Annotated in this window: 15 protein-coding genes and 3 tRNA genes; 13 read left to right on the forward strand and 5 right to left on the reverse strand. The window is 64.7% G+C overall.

Going from position 1 to position 13,914, the window contains the following annotated elements; genetic code table 11:
* Positions 1–19 precede the first annotated feature (19 nt).
* Positions 20–913 (reverse strand): 1,4-dihydroxy-2-naphthoyl-CoA synthase, encoded by an 894-nt coding sequence (locus tag AOT96_RS18935; protein ID WP_024487301.1) that lies wholly within the window; start codon positions 911–913, stop codon positions 20–22.
* Positions 914–996: 83 nt separating this feature from the next.
* Here AOT96_RS18935 and AOT96_RS18940 point away from each other — a divergent pair, with 83 nt between their 5' ends.
* The 3 genes from AOT96_RS18940 to AOT96_RS18950 are packed head-to-tail and all read left to right on the forward strand — an operon-like array spanning position 997 to position 3,133.
* A complete protein-coding gene (locus tag AOT96_RS18940; RefSeq protein ID WP_065352872.1) occupies positions 997–1,641 on the forward strand; it encodes a PaaI family thioesterase in 645 nt (214 codons plus the stop codon).
* A gap of 1 nt (position 1,642) precedes the next feature.
* Positions 1,643–2,638, forward strand: a complete 996-nt coding sequence (locus AOT96_RS18945) for an o-succinylbenzoate synthase (RefSeq protein ID WP_065352136.1) — start codon at positions 1,643–1,645, stop codon at positions 2,636–2,638.
* A 48-nt stretch (positions 2,639–2,686) separates the two neighbouring features.
* Entirely contained in the window at positions 2,687–3,133 is a 447-nt protein-coding gene (locus AOT96_RS18950; RefSeq protein WP_003941973.1) for a DUF6918 family protein, read from the forward strand.
* A gap of 66 nt (positions 3,134–3,199) precedes the next feature.
* Here AOT96_RS18950 and AOT96_RS18955 read toward each other — a convergent pair whose 3' ends face one another.
* Both AOT96_RS18955 and AOT96_RS18960 read right to left on the reverse strand, forming a co-directional pair.
* Complete coding sequence (locus AOT96_RS18955) at positions 3,200–4,027, reverse strand: siderophore-interacting protein (RefSeq protein ID WP_042453072.1); 828 nt, start codon at positions 4,025–4,027, stop codon at positions 3,200–3,202.
* Between the two features lie 58 nt (positions 4,028–4,085).
* Complete coding sequence (locus tag AOT96_RS18960; protein ID WP_065352137.1) at positions 4,086–4,688, reverse strand: flavin reductase family protein; 603 nt, start codon at positions 4,686–4,688, stop codon at positions 4,086–4,088.
* A 68-nt stretch (positions 4,689–4,756) separates the two neighbouring features.
* On the opposite strand from AOT96_RS18960, the gene menD reads away from it, so the two are divergent.
* From menD to AOT96_RS18980, 4 genes are all read left to right on the forward strand, one after another.
* Positions 4,757–6,370, forward strand: a complete 1,614-nt coding sequence (gene menD / locus AOT96_RS18965) for a 2-succinyl-5-enolpyruvyl-6-hydroxy-3-cyclohexene-1-carboxylic-acid synthase (RefSeq protein ID WP_065352138.1) — start codon at positions 4,757–4,759, stop codon at positions 6,368–6,370.
* Complete coding sequence (locus AOT96_RS18970; protein WP_042453078.1) at positions 6,367–6,810, forward strand: DUF3592 domain-containing protein; 444 nt, start codon at positions 6,367–6,369, stop codon at positions 6,808–6,810. Before menD ends, AOT96_RS18970 begins: the two co-directional genes overlap by 4 nt.
* A gap of 68 nt (positions 6,811–6,878) precedes the next feature.
* A complete protein-coding gene (locus AOT96_RS18975; protein WP_197523597.1) occupies positions 6,879–8,024 on the forward strand; it encodes a glycosyltransferase family 4 protein in 1,146 nt (381 codons plus the stop codon).
* Between the two features lie 97 nt (positions 8,025–8,121).
* Positions 8,122–8,760 (forward strand): demethylmenaquinone methyltransferase, encoded by a 639-nt coding sequence (locus AOT96_RS18980; protein ID WP_153212777.1) that lies wholly within the window; start codon positions 8,122–8,124, stop codon positions 8,758–8,760.
* A 55-nt stretch (positions 8,761–8,815) separates the two neighbouring features.
* Here AOT96_RS18980 and AOT96_RS18985 read toward each other — a convergent pair whose 3' ends face one another.
* A complete protein-coding gene (locus AOT96_RS18985; RefSeq protein WP_416309275.1) occupies positions 8,816–10,078 on the reverse strand; it encodes a geranylgeranyl reductase family protein in 1,263 nt (420 codons plus the stop codon).
* A 104-nt stretch (positions 10,079–10,182) separates the two neighbouring features.
* Between AOT96_RS18985 and AOT96_RS18990 the strand changes: the two genes are divergently transcribed.
* Together AOT96_RS18990 and htpX are read left to right on the forward strand one after the other, a co-directional pair.
* A complete protein-coding gene (locus AOT96_RS18990) occupies positions 10,183–11,232 on the forward strand; it encodes a polyprenyl synthetase family protein (protein ID WP_037129929.1) in 1,050 nt (349 codons plus the stop codon).
* Between the two features lie 153 nt (positions 11,233–11,385).
* The gene (gene htpX / locus AOT96_RS18995; protein WP_007728460.1) at positions 11,386–12,249 is read left to right on the forward strand and encodes a zinc metalloprotease HtpX; all 864 of its coding nucleotides are present in this window, start codon (positions 11,386–11,388) and stop codon (positions 12,247–12,249) included.
* Positions 12,250–12,320: 71 nt separating this feature from the next.
* Here the strand turns inward: htpX and AOT96_RS19000 are convergent, their stop codons facing one another.
* On the reverse strand, positions 12,321–12,812 hold the full coding sequence (locus AOT96_RS19000; RefSeq protein WP_003941854.1) for a YajQ family cyclic di-GMP-binding protein: 492 nt from the start codon (positions 12,810–12,812) through the stop codon (positions 12,321–12,323).
* A 224-nt stretch (positions 12,813–13,036) separates the two neighbouring features.
* Between AOT96_RS19000 and AOT96_RS19005 the strand changes: the two genes are divergently transcribed.
* The 4 genes from AOT96_RS19005 (at position 13,037) to rpmG (ending at position 13,869) form a co-directional block, all read left to right on the forward strand.
* Positions 13,037–13,119 (forward strand) — tRNA-Tyr (locus AOT96_RS19005).
* A 330-nt stretch (positions 13,120–13,449) separates the two neighbouring features.
* Positions 13,450–13,522: transfer RNA gene (locus tag AOT96_RS19010), tRNA-Thr, on the forward strand.
* Between the two features lie 45 nt (positions 13,523–13,567).
* Positions 13,568–13,640, forward strand: a tRNA-Met gene (locus AOT96_RS19015).
* A 61-nt stretch (positions 13,641–13,701) separates the two neighbouring features.
* On the forward strand, positions 13,702–13,869 hold the full coding sequence (rpmG, locus tag AOT96_RS19020; RefSeq protein WP_003941903.1) for a 50S ribosomal protein L33: 168 nt from the start codon (positions 13,702–13,704) through the stop codon (positions 13,867–13,869).
* Positions 13,870–13,914 lie beyond the last annotated feature (45 nt).

The raw sequence follows: 13,914 nt of genomic DNA on the forward strand, positions 1-13,914 counted from the left end.
CCCTCTCGCACCTACTGTGTCAGAAATACCAGGGATATGGTGACCAGTCGGGATCACGCTTTTCGAGGAACGAGTCACGACCCTCGACGGCCTCGTCGGTCATGTACGCCAAACGTGTTGCCTCACCGGCGAACAGCTGCTGGCCGACCAACCCGTCGTCCTGCAGGTTGAACGCGTACTTGAGCATCCGCTGTGCCTGCGGCGACTTGCCGTTGATCTTGCCGGCCCAGTCGATCGCGACGTTTTCGAGTTCAGCGTGGTCGACAACCTTGTTGACCGCGCCCATCTGATGCATTTCCTCGGCGGTGTACGTCTCACCCAGGAAGAAGATCTCGCGAGCGAACTTCTGGCCCACCATCTTTGCCAGATAGGCGCTGCCGTAGCCGCCGTCGAAGCTTCCGACGTCGGCGTCGGTCTGCTTGAACCGTGCGTGCTCGCGGCTGGCGAGCGTCAGGTCGCACACCACGTGCAGGCTGTGGCCGCCGCCCGCAGCCCAGCCGTTGACCAGGCAGATCACGACCTTCGGCATGAAGCGGATCAAGCGCTGGACCTCGAGGATGTGCAGGCGCCCGGCGCGTGCTTTGTCGACGGTGTCCGCCGTTTCTCCTTCGGCGTACTGGTAGCCGCTGCGACCACGGATGCGCTGGTCTCCGCCGGAGCAGAACGCCCAACCGCCGTCCTTCTCGCTCGGTCCGTTGCCGGTCAGGAGCACCGCTCCCACGTCGGAGGTCATCCGGGCGTGATCGAGCGCGCGGTACAACTCGTCGACGGTGTGCGGGCGGAACGCATTACGCACTTCCGGTCGGTCGAAGGCGACGCGAACGGTGCCTTGGCTGACATGCCGGTGGTAGGTGATGTCGGTGAGGTTCTCGAATCCGGGGACAGGGCGCCAGAGCTGCGGGTTGAAGGTCACCTGAGCCACGATAGAGGCACGGCTCGCGCGTCTAACGGATACCTGAGGTAGAACACGTTCCCGGGCGCGCTAACGTGCAGGTCATGAGCGAACAAACCGCAGACGGCACGGAGATCGTCACAGACGGTGAGAAGCGGGGCGGATTTCCACGGTTCCGGCACACTCCCGCAGGTCCGGACTTCGGCCGCTTCGTCGAAGCGATGCGCAGGTTGCAGGACCTTGCCGTCTCGACCAATGTTCCCGACGACGTACTCGCAGACATCGCTACGCAAGCCGAGGAGCTTGCCGATCGGTTGACTCCGTACGAGGTCCAGGAAGGCAAGTCGCCCGCGGGCTCGAACATCCAATTGCCCGGACGCGGCAGCCTCCTCATGCTCCCGTGGATGGTCGAGAAGTTCGACACCGAAGGAGTCCGCAGTACCGGCGTCTTCCGTCGCTACCACCTGGGCGGCAACGGCGCCGCTCACGGCGGTGTCCTGCCCTTGCTGTTCGACGACGTCTTCGGGATGACGGTCCACGCGGGTGGCCGTCCGATCTCCCGCACCGGCTACCTCCACATCAATTACCGCGCGATCACTCCGCTCAATCAACAACTGGTGATCGAGGGGCAGGTGGATCGGGTCGAGGGTCGCAAGACTTTTGTCAGCGCGCGCCTGACCGATCTCGACGGCAAGCTCCTCGCCGACGGTGAGGCGCTCATGATCGAACTGCTTCCGGGACAGCCCTGACATGTTCCCCTCGTTCGACGATCTGATCGCGGACGCCGTGGTTCTCGCGCTGCCGATGCGAGTTCGCTTTCGCGGCATCACGACTCGTGAGGCCCTGCTCGTTCGCGGCCCGGCCGGGTGGGGAGAATTCGCCCCCTTCGTCGAGTACGACGACGACGAGGCGTCGCAGTGGCTGCTCGCGGGTATCGAAGCGGCGTGGCTGGGTCCGCCGCCTGCGCTTCGTGACGCAGTTCCCGTCAACGCGACCGTGCCGGCGATCGACGCGTCTGCCGTTCCGGAATTGCTGGAGCGCTTCCCCGGCGCCCGGACAGCCAAGGTCAAGGTCGCCGAGAAGGGACAGTCGCTGGCGCAGGACGTCGCCCGGGTGAACGAGGTGCGTCGGCACATCCCGAACGTGCGCGTCGACGCCAACGGCGGGTGGAGCGTGGACGAGGCGATCACGGCCTTGCGAGCGATCACCGATGCCGGTGAACTCGAATACGCCGAGCAGCCGTGTGCAAGCGTCGAGGAACTGGTCAGGGTCCGCGCCGCGGGGACCGGTGTGCGGATCGCTGCCGACGAGAGCATTCGCCGTGCCGAGGACCCGCTGCGCGTCGTACGAGCCGGGGGAGCGGACGTCGCCGTCGTGAAGGTGCCCCCGCTGGGCGGAATGCGTGCTGTGGTGGCGCTGTCGGCGCAGCTGGCGGACTACGGGGTGCCGGTGGTGGTCTCGAGTGCGCTGGACACGGCTGTGGGGATGTCCGCGGGACTGGCGGCCGCGGCAGCGTTGCCTTCGCTTCCGTTTGCCTGCGGCCTCGGCACGGGCGGCCTGTTCGTCCGGGATGTCGCGGTCACCGGGGCAGCTGTCGACGGTGCTTTGTCGGTGAGTGCCGTCGAGCCTGATCCGGTTCTGCTCGAGACGCTGGCCGCGCCCGCGGACCGGCGCGACTGGTGGTTGGAGAGGGCCAGGCGCTGCCATCGGATACTCGGCAGTAGGGACCAGCCGAATTTCGTATAGTCTCGGGCGCGACCTGATGAACATCAGTGAAGAATGAAGGGATCGAAAGTGGTTGCAGCTCTGAACGAAACCCTGCTCGAGGAATCACGGGTTCCCGCGGTCGTCGCGGACGTGCAGACCTTGATCGACGCAGAGGTTTCGGATAAGTCGGGGGCCTCAGGGCTGGCTCTCAAGGGTGGCTACGGCGCGGTCAAGAAGGTGAGCCCGTCCATCGTGCCGGACGCCGTCACCGCGCTTCTGCCGGCTTTCGTGGCAAAGCTCGAGCCGTACTGGCAGGAATTCTCGGCTTCCGGCGAAGGCAGCTTCGCCGATTTCATCAGCGCCCGCGGCGACGCGGTTGCCGATTCCCTCCTCGAGGTGACGGACGAGCGTATCGAAGGTAGCGACAAGGCCGTCGTCAAGTCGATGTACTCGAAGCTGCGCGGTTCGGCGAAGAAGCATGTGACTGCAGCTCTGCCGCGTCTGGGCGATGTGATCCAGAAGCACGCTGCATAAGCGAACGTAAAACGACGAGTGGCCCGGGAGTTTCTCTCGGGCCACTCGTCGTTTTCGGTGCGTTTGTCAGTGAGCCGAATGTCCGTGGCGCCAGAAGCCGGTGAAGGTGATGTCGGTTTTGGCGAACTTCCGGTCGTTCACGAGGTGCCGACGCAGCCCGGTGGTGAGTGCCTGTTCGCCGGCGACAAAGGTGTACGACGGCCCCTCGGGCAGTTCGGCGGCGCGGACGGTCTCGAGGGTCAGAACACCCGGCGTCGCGTGTTCGTCCTCGCGAACGAGCCAATGCACGTTGACGTTCGCCAACTCCGGAATGTCTTGCTTGTCTTCGATGTTCGGAATCTCGACGAAGACCTCGGCACGCAGGTCTGCGGGCGCGGATTCCAGAATGCCGATGATCGCGGGAAGTGCACTCTCGTCGCCGACGAGCAGTTGCCACTTGGCCTCGGGTGTGGGGTTGTAGATGCAGCCTTCGTCCAAGAGGGCGACCTCGTCGCCGGCCGACGCGGTGTCCGCCCACGCGGATGCCGGGCCGATGTCGCCGTGATAAGCGAAGTCGATGTCGATCTCCGTGGTCTCGCCGAAGAGACCGGATCCGGCAGCACGGTAGGCGCGAATCGTGTAGTTGCGCACGACTGGTCGCGTGTCCTTGGACATCAACAGGTACTGCGCATACCAGAGATTGCTGGCCGCGCTCGGCAACCGGAGTTCACTCTGGCCGACCTGCGGGATGAACATGCGGAACCACTGATCGGCACCCATCGGAGCGATGGTGGACAGCTCTTCGCCGGCAATGGTCACCCGGATGAAGCTGGGGCTGATTCGTTTGTTCGCCACGACCTGCGCCGACACGATGCTGCGTGAGGCCGGTTTCACGAACTTGGCGCGCTTGGCCATGACTGGTTGCTCCCTGATTATCTGTTACTCGTACCTAATCAGGTAACCCTAACCTGATTTACGGTAGCTGTGGAGTGGTGGGTCTGTCCTTTTCGACGACTTCGGGAGGAAGACCCCACTGCGCTCGGCCAAGTCGGCTCATCGGTGCTATTGCCGCGAAGTCCGGCAGGCCGTCGTCGGCGACAGCCTCGGGACGTACTGCGACCGCCACCACATTTCCCATCACGACAAATGAATTGCCGACCTCGACGACCTGGTGGAGCGTGCATTCGATGGCGATCGGGGAGTCGGCGACCCGGACGGGGCGAACCCGCTCGCTCGGCTCGCTACGGATGTTCAACTCGAGAAACTCGTCGGCCTCGGCGTCGTAGAAGGCGGAACTCTGGTTCACCACGTCGGCAAGCCTGGCAGTCGCCAGGTTGATCACGAATTCGCCGGTCGCTTCGATGTTGCGCAGACTGTCCTTGCGTCCGACCGACGTGAACTGCACGATCGGCGGCGCCGAACTTGCCACGGTGAAAAAGCTGTACGGAGCCAGATTGCCGACGCCGTCCGCCGACAGGGTGGACACCCAGGCAATCGGCCGGGGGACCACCGAAGCGGTGAGTAACTGATAGAACCGGCGGGGTTCGAGCTCGGCTGGATCGAAGAGTGTGCGCACCCACACATAATGCCGCTGTCCCCGCCCCTGGGCATGCTTGCACCCGAACATCTGACACTCTTGAAGGCGTGAATCCGTCCACTGCACAAGCCACAGCCGTCGTCGACGAACTGGTTCGTGGTGGCGTGCGTGAAGTCGTGCTGTGTCCAGGCTCTCGCAACGCGCCCCTCGCATTTGCCCTCCAGGCTGCCGATCTCGACGGCCGGTTGCGTCTGCACATGCGGATCGACGAGCGGACAGCAGGCTTTCTGGCACTCGGAATGGCAATCGCCGGGAAACGACCGGTCCCCATCGTGATGACTTCCGGGACCGCCGTCGCGAATCTCGGACCCGCTGTCCTCGAGGCCAACTACGCGCGAGTGCCGCTGGTGGTCCTGAGCGCCAACCGGCCGTACGAGATGCTCGGCACCGGCGCCAACCAGACCGTCGAGCAGCTCGGGCTCTTCGGCAGTCAAGTCCGCGCAACCATCAGCCTGGGCCTGGCGGAGGACGATTCGACGCAGAACAGCCAGTGGCGCTCGGCGGTCTGCCGGGTCCTCGCCGCTGCCCGCGGAACCCGATCCGGAAACGCGGGTCCGGTGCATTTCGACATTCCACTTCGTGAGCCGCTGGTGCCGGACGTGCACGTGCAGGGACCGGTCCCGGAGGGCCGTCCCGGCGGTGCGGCCTGGACCACCACCCAGAATGCGACGCTCGACGTTCCCGTCGATCTGGATCTGACCGCAGATACGGTGGTCATTTCCGGACACGGCAGCGCACTTCGGCCTGAGCTGGCCGGCCTGCCGACGGTGGCCGAGCCGACGGCTCCGATGCACGGGATCGCACTGCATCCACTCGCGCTCTCGCAACTCAAGCCCAAGCAGGCGATCATCACCGGCCGCCCGACGTTGCATCGTCAGGTCTCGAAGGTGCTGGCCGACCCAGGCGTCCACGTCTACGCGCTGACTACCGGGCCGCGCTGGCCGGACGTATCCGGCAACGTACTCGCCACCGGAACCAGAGCAGTGGTCACCGGGACTCCCGATCCCGCCTGGATCGCTCGATGTGCCGCGCTGACCGAACACGCCGAAACTGCCGTCCGCAAGCAACTCGACGCCCACCCCAAGGCCACCGGCCTGCACGTGGCCGCTGCTGTGATGGATGCTCTCGCGGACGGCGACCAGCTTCTGCTCGGCGCATCCAACCCTGTTCGCGACGCGGCCCTCGTGAGCTACCCCAAGCCCGCCGTGCGGGTGCTGTCGAATCGTGGCGTCGCAGGTATCGACGGCACCGTCTCGGCGGCGGTCGGTGCTGCGTTGGCGTACGACGGTGGCCGGACCGTCGCTCTCATGGGTGACCTGACATTCCTGCACGACGCTTCCGGGCTGCTGATCGGGACCGGTGAGCCGAGGCCGAGCGACCTCACCATCGTCGTCGCCAACGACGACGGCGGCGGTATCTTCGAGCTCCTCGAACAAGGCGACCCGCAGTACGCCGGCGTCTTCGAGCGAGTGTTCGGAACACCACACGGCATGGACCTCGCTGCGCTGTGCGCGGCCTACCGCGTGCCGCACGCAGCGGTCACCGTCGACGCCCTGGCAACGACGCTGGCGCAACCGGCCAACGGCATTCGTGTGCTCGAGGTCGCGACGGATCGCAGTGGGCTGCGCGAACTCCACGCTTCCGTGCGGGCACAGCTGTGACGCAAACAGTTCTGCGTCGCCTCCGCATCGGTGTGCTGGTGGTTGCGGTCGGCATTTCCGTGCTCGCGGTGATTCTGGTTCTCGGTGCCTGGCGCAACGATCGGACCATCGAATCGAACATGGGGACCGCAACCGCCGAGGTGCTCTCGGCGGGCTCGCTACGTTCGGCGATCAGCTTCGTGACACCGGACGGCGCGAATCACAACCCTGAACTCGGCGTTCTCTACCCCACCAATCTGACTGTGGGACAGCGCATCGAGGTGGAGTACTACAAGACCGAGCCCGATTTGGTTCGGGTAGCAGGACGTAACGCGACGGTGGCACTGATCCCGGCCGGATCGGTGATCGTCGTGACGTGGCTCCTGGCTGGACCGTCGATCTGGTACCTGCGCAAGCGGGAAGCGCAGGCGGCAAGTTCGGCGCCGGTCGCCTCGAGTTAGTTCGCGCTTCGCCCGAACTTCACACGAACATGACGTGGACTTTTCCTGGCCCTGTCACCGTTCTCGGTGTGAGAGTAGCCATCGTTGCGGAGTCATTCCTGCCCAACATGAACGGCGTCACCAACTCGGTACTACGCGTGCTCGAACACCTCGATCGCACTGGCCACGACGCCATGGTCATTGCGCCGGACACTGTCGGATCCGACACCTCTGCCGCCACCGAACACGAAGGCGTTCAGGTGGTTCGGGTGCCAGCCGTCATGGTGCCCAAAGTCAGTTCACTTCCCGTCGGCCTGCCGCAACCACGATTGACCACGGCCGTGCGGACCTTCGCGCCCGACGTCGTCCATCTGGCGTCACCGTTCCTGCTCGGCGCCGGAGGAGTGGCCGTCGCGAAGCGGCTCGGGATCCCGACCGTCGCGGTCTACCAGACCGACGTCGCCGGATTTGCCGAAAGCTACGGGCTCGGCGTCACCAGCCGCGCCGCATGGGCGTGGACCCGTCGAATCCACAAGAGCTGCAACAGGACACTCGCGCCCTCCACGTCGGCAGTCGACGCCCTCGAAGAGCACGGCATTCCGCGCGTGCACCGATGGGCCCGCGGCGTCGACGCACAACGATTCGCGCCTTCGCGTCGTAGCTCGGTGTTGCGGCAGTCCTGGATCGGCGACAGCGACCGGTTGGTGGTCGGCTTCGTCGGTCGCCTCGCGCCCGAAAAGCACGTCGAACGATTGGCGGCCCTGGCCGGCGATCCCAGTGTGCAGATCGTCGTCGTCGGAGACGGCCCGGACCGCGAGAACCTACGACGACTGATGCCGGACGCGATCTTCACCGGACAACTGGGCGGTACCGCGCTGGCCGACGCCTATGCGAGCCTGGACGTATTCGTTCACCCCGGCGAGCACGAGACCTTCTGCCAGGCGGTTCAGGAAGCCCTCGCGAGTGGTGTGCCTGTCGTCGGACCGGACGCCGGCGGACCGCGTGACCTGATCTCGCATTGCCGCAACGGCTACCTCCTGCCGACGGACAGGTTCACCGAACTCCTGCCAAGCGCCGTGGACGCTCTTCGTCAGCGTGATCTGCGGGTGCAGTTCGGCTCCGCGGCGAGGCGCTCGGTGCTGCACCGGACCTGGCCGGCAATCTGCGAAGAGTTGCTCCGTCACTACGAGGATGTGCAGGGCCTCGGGCGGCGAACGGGTGCCAGAGCAGCCTGAACGCCCTCGCTGCCCGAGGGTTGGTAGCGTTTCGGGTGTGGCCACTACACACGGAACCCGAGCAACTCTCGAGAAGCAACCGCACGAAGTAGCGTCGATGTTCGACGACGTCGCGGAGCGATACGACCTCACCAACACCGTGCTGTCCTTCGGCCAGGACAAGGGTTGGCGCAAGGCCACCCGCGAAGCCCTCGACCTCAAGCCGGGCGAGAAGGTACTCGACCTCGCCGCCGGAACCGGAGTCTCGACCGTCGAACTGGGGCGCTCCGGTGCCTGGTGCGTCGCCACCGACTTCTCCAAGGGAATGCTCAAGGCCGGAATCTCGCGCAAGGTTCCGATGGTCGCAGGTGACGCGATGTACCTGCCGTACGCCGACAACGTGTTCGACGCCGCGACGATTTCCTTCGGTCTGCGCAACGTCTCCGACTTCGAAGCCGGACTGCGTGAGATCGCCCGCGTCACCAAGCCGGGCGGACGTCTCGTCGTCAGCGAGTTCTCGACGCCCGTCTTCGGGCCCTTCCGCACGGTCTACATGGAATACCTCATGAAGGCGCTCCCGCAGGTCGCACGCACCGTCAGCAGCAACCCCGACGCCTACGTCTACCTCGCCGAATCGATCCGCGCCTGGCCGACCCAGGAAGAGTTGGCCCGCAAGATCGAGGCTGCCGGGTGGAAGAACGTCAAGTGGCGCAACCTCACCGGCGGCATCGTGGCGCTGCATTACGCCACTGCCTGAACTGCTGTGCGCCTTTATCAACCCCCGGCGGTTAATAAAGGCGCACAGCACTTGCTCAACCGAACAGCGGTCGGGAGTCGATCTTTCTCGACGCGGCCCCCGACGCACGCCATGCCTTCGCCGTCAGATCGGCGTCGGCGTCGGTGACGAGGTTCCCCATCACCCGAACGGCGACCGTCATCAGTGCCCGTGAGCGCATCGCAATCGGGCCCGAGGCGGGCAGGAATTGCGGAACCGTCAGCAGGCCTGCGAGCCGGCGCGCGACCGAGAATGCCTGCCCGTAATGCTCCCGAAGCACGGTCGGCCACAGCTCCGTGAGGTCGTCGGCGCCGAGCTGTTCGACCACCAGACGTCCGCCTTCGAGGCCGTAGTCGATGCCCTCACCGTTGAGCGGGTTCACGCACGCTGCGGCGTCGCCGATCACGGCCCAGTTGCGTCCGGCGATGTTGGAAACGGCTCCACCCATGGGTAGCAAAGCCGAAGCGACGGAATGTATTTCGCTGCTCCACTGCCACTCGCTTCGGCGCTGATCGGTGTAGAGGTCCAGCAAGGGTCGCAAGGCACCTGGTGCCGGGCGCTTGGACGTCGCCAGTGTCCCGACGCCGATGTTCACCTCGCCGGTACCGAGCGGGAAGATCCAGCCGTACCCCGCCTGCAACGTGCCCTCGGTGTCCCGCAGTTCCAGATGCGAGGTGATCCACGGGTCGGCGCTGCGCGGCGTCGCGACATACGCGCGTGCCGCGACGCCGTACGCAGTGTCCCGGTGCCACTGCCGTCCCAGCTTCTTGCCGAGCGTCGAGCGAACGCCGTCGGCGATGATCAGCGTCCGACAACGAAGGGTGCTTCGTCCCGAGGGGCCGGCGAGTACGACGGCGGCTACTCGATCACCGTCGAGTTCGACGTCGACGGCCTTGGTGCCCTCGACCATGACCGCGCCGGATTCGACGGCGCACCGGCGAATGGCGTCGTCGAGTTCGGTCCGAGGGATCGCACTGCCGATCGGCGGGAACGACGTCCCTGGCCACTCGAGTTCGAGTTCTTGTCCGAAGCCGGACAACCGCAGGCCCTTGTTCGTCGTATGTGACCGAACCCACTCGCCGAGGCCGAGGCGATCCAGTTCGGCCACGGCGCGCGGAGTGAGTCCATCACCACAAGTCTTGTCTCGCGGGAACACGGCAGCGTCCACCAGCACGACGTCTCGGCCGCTGCGGGCGGCCCACGCCGCGGCCGAAGAACCCGCGGGACCTGCGCCGATGACCACAATGTCGGTTTCGTTCGGAAGCGAATCGACGACGGGGGACTGCTCTTCTACGGACACACTCACATCTTCCCAGGCTCGCGATCGCCACCGTGGCGAGGCCGTCCCGAGTGCGAACCGCTAGGTTCACTACCGTGGGAACCGAGCCGTCACTGACGACAGGAATGGGTACTGACATCGTGAGCACCGAAAAGACTGCTGCCGACGCAACCGCATCGAGCACCGTCGTTGCAGGCATCGACCTGGGCGACGAACAGCTCGCCGCAGTAGTGCGTGGTGGACTCTCCGATGTCGAGGAGTTGTTGGTCAGCGAGCTGTCCGACGGAGAAGACTTCCTCACCGAGGCCGCGCTGCATCTCGCGCGAGCTGGTGGAAAGCGCTTCCGTCCGTTGTTCACGATCCTGACCGCGCAACTCGGACCGGTGCCGAACGATCCGTCGATCATTACCGCAGCGACTGTCACCGAACTCGTTCACCTGGCGACGCTCTATCACGACGACGTCATGGACGAGGCGTCCATGCGGCGCGGAGCACCCAGCGCCAACGCCCGCTGGGGAAACAGTGTGGCGATCCTGGCCGGCGACTATCTGTTCGCGCACGCATCACGCCTGGTGTCGACGCTCGGACCCGAGGCCGTTCGGATCATCGCCGAAACATTCGCCGAACTGGTCACCGGCCAGATGCGCGAGACGATCGGTGTCAAGAAGGAGCAGGATCCGGTCGAGCACTACCTCAAGGTCGTGTGGGAGAAGACCGGTTCGCTGATCGCTGCTTCGGGACGCTTCGGCGGCACCTTCTCCGGCGCCGACGCAGCTCACATCGAGCGCCTCGAGCGCCTGGGTGACGCCGTCGGCACCGCGTTCCAGATCTCCGACGACATCATCGACATCTCGTCCGTCTCGGCGCAGTCCGGCAAGACGCCCGGCACCGACCTGCGCGAGGGAGTCCACACCCTGCCCGTCCTGTACGCCTTCCGCGAAGAAGGGGCCGACGCAGATCGCCTGCGGGAGCTGCTCGCGGGCCCGGTTACCGAAGATGCCCTGGTAGAAGAGGCCCTCGAACTGCTCGAGCGTTCGCCGGGCATGGTCAAGGCGAAGGCAAAGCTGGGCGAGTATGCCGTCGCGGCGAAAGCACAGTTGGCTGAGCTCCCGCAGGGACCGGCCAACGAAGCGCTCGTGCGTCTCGTCGATTACACGATCGAACGAGTCGGCTGACACCTCGGCGAATCGGGGCTACCGGGTGGAAACCCCGACAGTCACTGGGTGGGAACCCTGATGACCCTGTCCTTCGTTGACTTAACAGAACCGGTGCATACACCGGGGAGTTCGGGTGAGCCTTCGGCTCCAGCGAGGCAAGAGGTGAGCGGTTTGCACGGCTACGCGAACGGTGCGAAGACATTCGGCTTGTTGGTGGGGATGTCGGCGCTGATCGTCTTCATCGGCTCGCTGTTCAACAGCCCGTTCCTTCTGTGGGGATCCGTTCTGTTTGCCGTCGGCATGAATGCCTACGTGTACTTCAACAGCGACAAGCTGGCGCTTCGATCGATGCGCGCCCAGCCCATCACCGAGGTCGAGGCACCGGCGATCTACCGGATCGTGCGCGAACTCGCCACGACGGCGCACCAACCGATGCCCAGGCTGTACGTCAGCCCCACGAACGCCCCGAACGCGTTTGCCACCGGTCGTAGCCCTCGGCACGCCGCGGTGTGCGTGACCAGCGGCATCATGCAGATCCTGAACGAACGCGAACTGCGTGCCGTGCTCGGGCACGAACTCTCCCACGTCTACAACCGGGACATTTTGATCTCGTCCGTGGCCGGCGCGATGGCCAGCGTCATCTCTGGCCTGGCCAACTTCGCGATGTACGCGAGCATCTTCGGCGGCCGAGGGAACGGGCAGGGAAGCAATCCGATCGCGCTGCTGCTCGTCTCCCTACTGGGACCGATCGCGGCAACCGTGGTCAAGCTGGCCGTCTCGCGCTCTCGCGAGTACCAGGCGGATCAATCGGGAGCCGAGCTCACCGGTGACCCGCTGGCGTTGGCGTCGGCGCTGCGCAAGCTCGAGTCGGGCGTCGCAGCCGCGCCGTTGCCGCCTGAGCCCAAGCTCGCGGCGCAGTCCCACCTGATGATCGCCAACCCCTTCAGAGCGGGGGACAAGGTCAGCAAGCTGTTCTCGACGCATCCGCCCATGGCGGACCGGATCGAGCGTTTGGAGAAGATGGCGGGGATGTAGGGGCCTTCGGCCCCTGTGAGCCTTTCTGGTCGTCGGAACTACCAAAAAGGCGCACAGGGGCGCAGCCCCTACTACCGGTAGTTCACGAACTGCAGGGCGATCCCGAAGTCCTCACCCTTGAGCAGGGAGATGACGCCCTGGAGGTCGTCGCGCTTCTTGCTGCTCACACGAAGTTCCTCACCCTGGATCTGCGCCTTGACGCCCTTGGGGCCCTCGTCGCGAATCTTCTTGGTGATCTTCTTCGCGTTCTCGCTGCTGATGCCCTGGACCAAGGTTCCGGACAGCTTGTAGATCTTTCCGGACTGCGCCGGCTCGCCGGCATCGAATGCCTTCAGCGAGATGTCGCGACGGATCAACTTCTCCTTGAACACGTCGAGGGCGGCCAGCAGTCGCTCCTCGGTGTCGGCGTTCAACGTGATCGTCTCTTCACCAGACCACTCGATCGACGCTCCCGTGTTTCGGAAGTCGAAACGCGTGGTCAACTCCTTGGCAGCCTGATGCAGGGCGTTGTCCACCTCTTGACGGTCAACCTTGCTCACCACGTCGAAGGACGAATCAGCCACTTCACACTCCCGCTTTCCGGTAGTTCACGAACATCGAGTTCCGCCCACCTTCCATACCGGTGGACACCTCGACGTTATCGGGTCGGCACCGCCCGTTACCACCCGGTTTGCAAAATGGGGGTGTGTTCGTTGTATTCTTCTCACCGCACCGAGGAAGCCGTTTTCGGCCGCCGCACGTCGCGATATACTTGCGAATGCGCCGGATCGAAGCCTGGTGCAAGCACGGCAGATTGCCCGAGCGGCCAATGGGAGCGGACTGTAAATCCGTCGGCTTATGCCTACGTAGGTTCGAATCCTACATCTGCCACACCAAGTCAGCCCCGATTCTCTTCGCGAGAGTCGGGGCTGACTTTTTTGTGCGTGTACCGAGGTCGAGCGCGCGTTGGCGACGCAGGCGCCGGCTTCGGCTCAGGGGTGTCGGGGGCTCAGGGGCCTCGGGATGGGCACCGGGGGATGGTTTCAGGGGGAGTGCAGGGTCGAGCTGGTTCCCGCAAAGCCCTCGCCAGCGGCCCCGATCGGTGCAACAATGGGCTCCGGCACCATTTTTGCCCCGATGACCAGCGGATTTGGTGCTGGCGCTCGTTCGTGTGTAATCTTTCGGAGGCTTCAAGAGAGCGGCAACGCACTCCTGAGCCACGCCCCCTTAGCTCAGTCGGTAGAGCGTTTCCATGGTAAGGAAAAGGTCAACGGTTCGATTCCGTTAGGGGGCTCGCTGGATTGTGGTGCCGTGCTTTCCGCGCGACACTCGACACCGAGGCGGTGTAGCTCAGTTGGTAGAGCAAACGACTCATAATCGTTGCGTCGCCGGTTCAAGTCCGGTCACCGCTACACAATATGCATGATCCACCCTGATTGCTCGTAATCAGATACACCCGAAAGAAGGCATCCCGTGGCCTCCTCGACCGACGTTCGGCCCAAGATCACCTTGGCCTGCGAGGTATGCAAGCACCGCAACTACATCACCAAGAAGAATCGGCGCAACGACCCCGATCGCCTGGAGCTCAAGAAGTTCTGCCCCAACTGCGGAACCCACCAGTCGCATCGCGAGTCGAAGTAGTAAGTCCTTAACAGGACGACGATTTTCGCGGAAGACCCTCTCTGG

Origin of the sequence: Rhodococcus sp. 008 (genome assembly GCF_001682295.1) — a bacterium.
Classification (GTDB): Bacteria; Actinomycetota; Actinomycetes; order Mycobacteriales; family Mycobacteriaceae; genus Rhodococcus_F; species Rhodococcus_F qingshengii.

Coding starts and splice junctions, on each gene's coding strand:
- AOT96_RS18940 (WP_065352872.1), top strand. CDS start 997: ATGAGCGAACAAACCGCAGACGGCACGGAGATCGTCACAGACGGTGAG.
- AOT96_RS18945 (WP_065352136.1), top strand. CDS start 1,643: ATGTTCCCCTCGTTCGACGATCTGATCGCGGACGCCGTGGTTCTCGCG.
- AOT96_RS18955 (WP_042453072.1), bottom strand. CDS start 4,027: ATGGCCAAGCGCGCCAAGTTCGTGAAACCGGCCTCACGCAGCATCGTG.
- AOT96_RS18980 (WP_153212777.1), top strand. CDS start 8,122: ATGTTCGACGACGTCGCGGAGCGATACGACCTCACCAACACCGTGCTG.
- AOT96_RS18990 (WP_037129929.1), top strand. CDS start 10,183: ATGGGTACTGACATCGTGAGCACCGAAAAGACTGCTGCCGACGCAACC.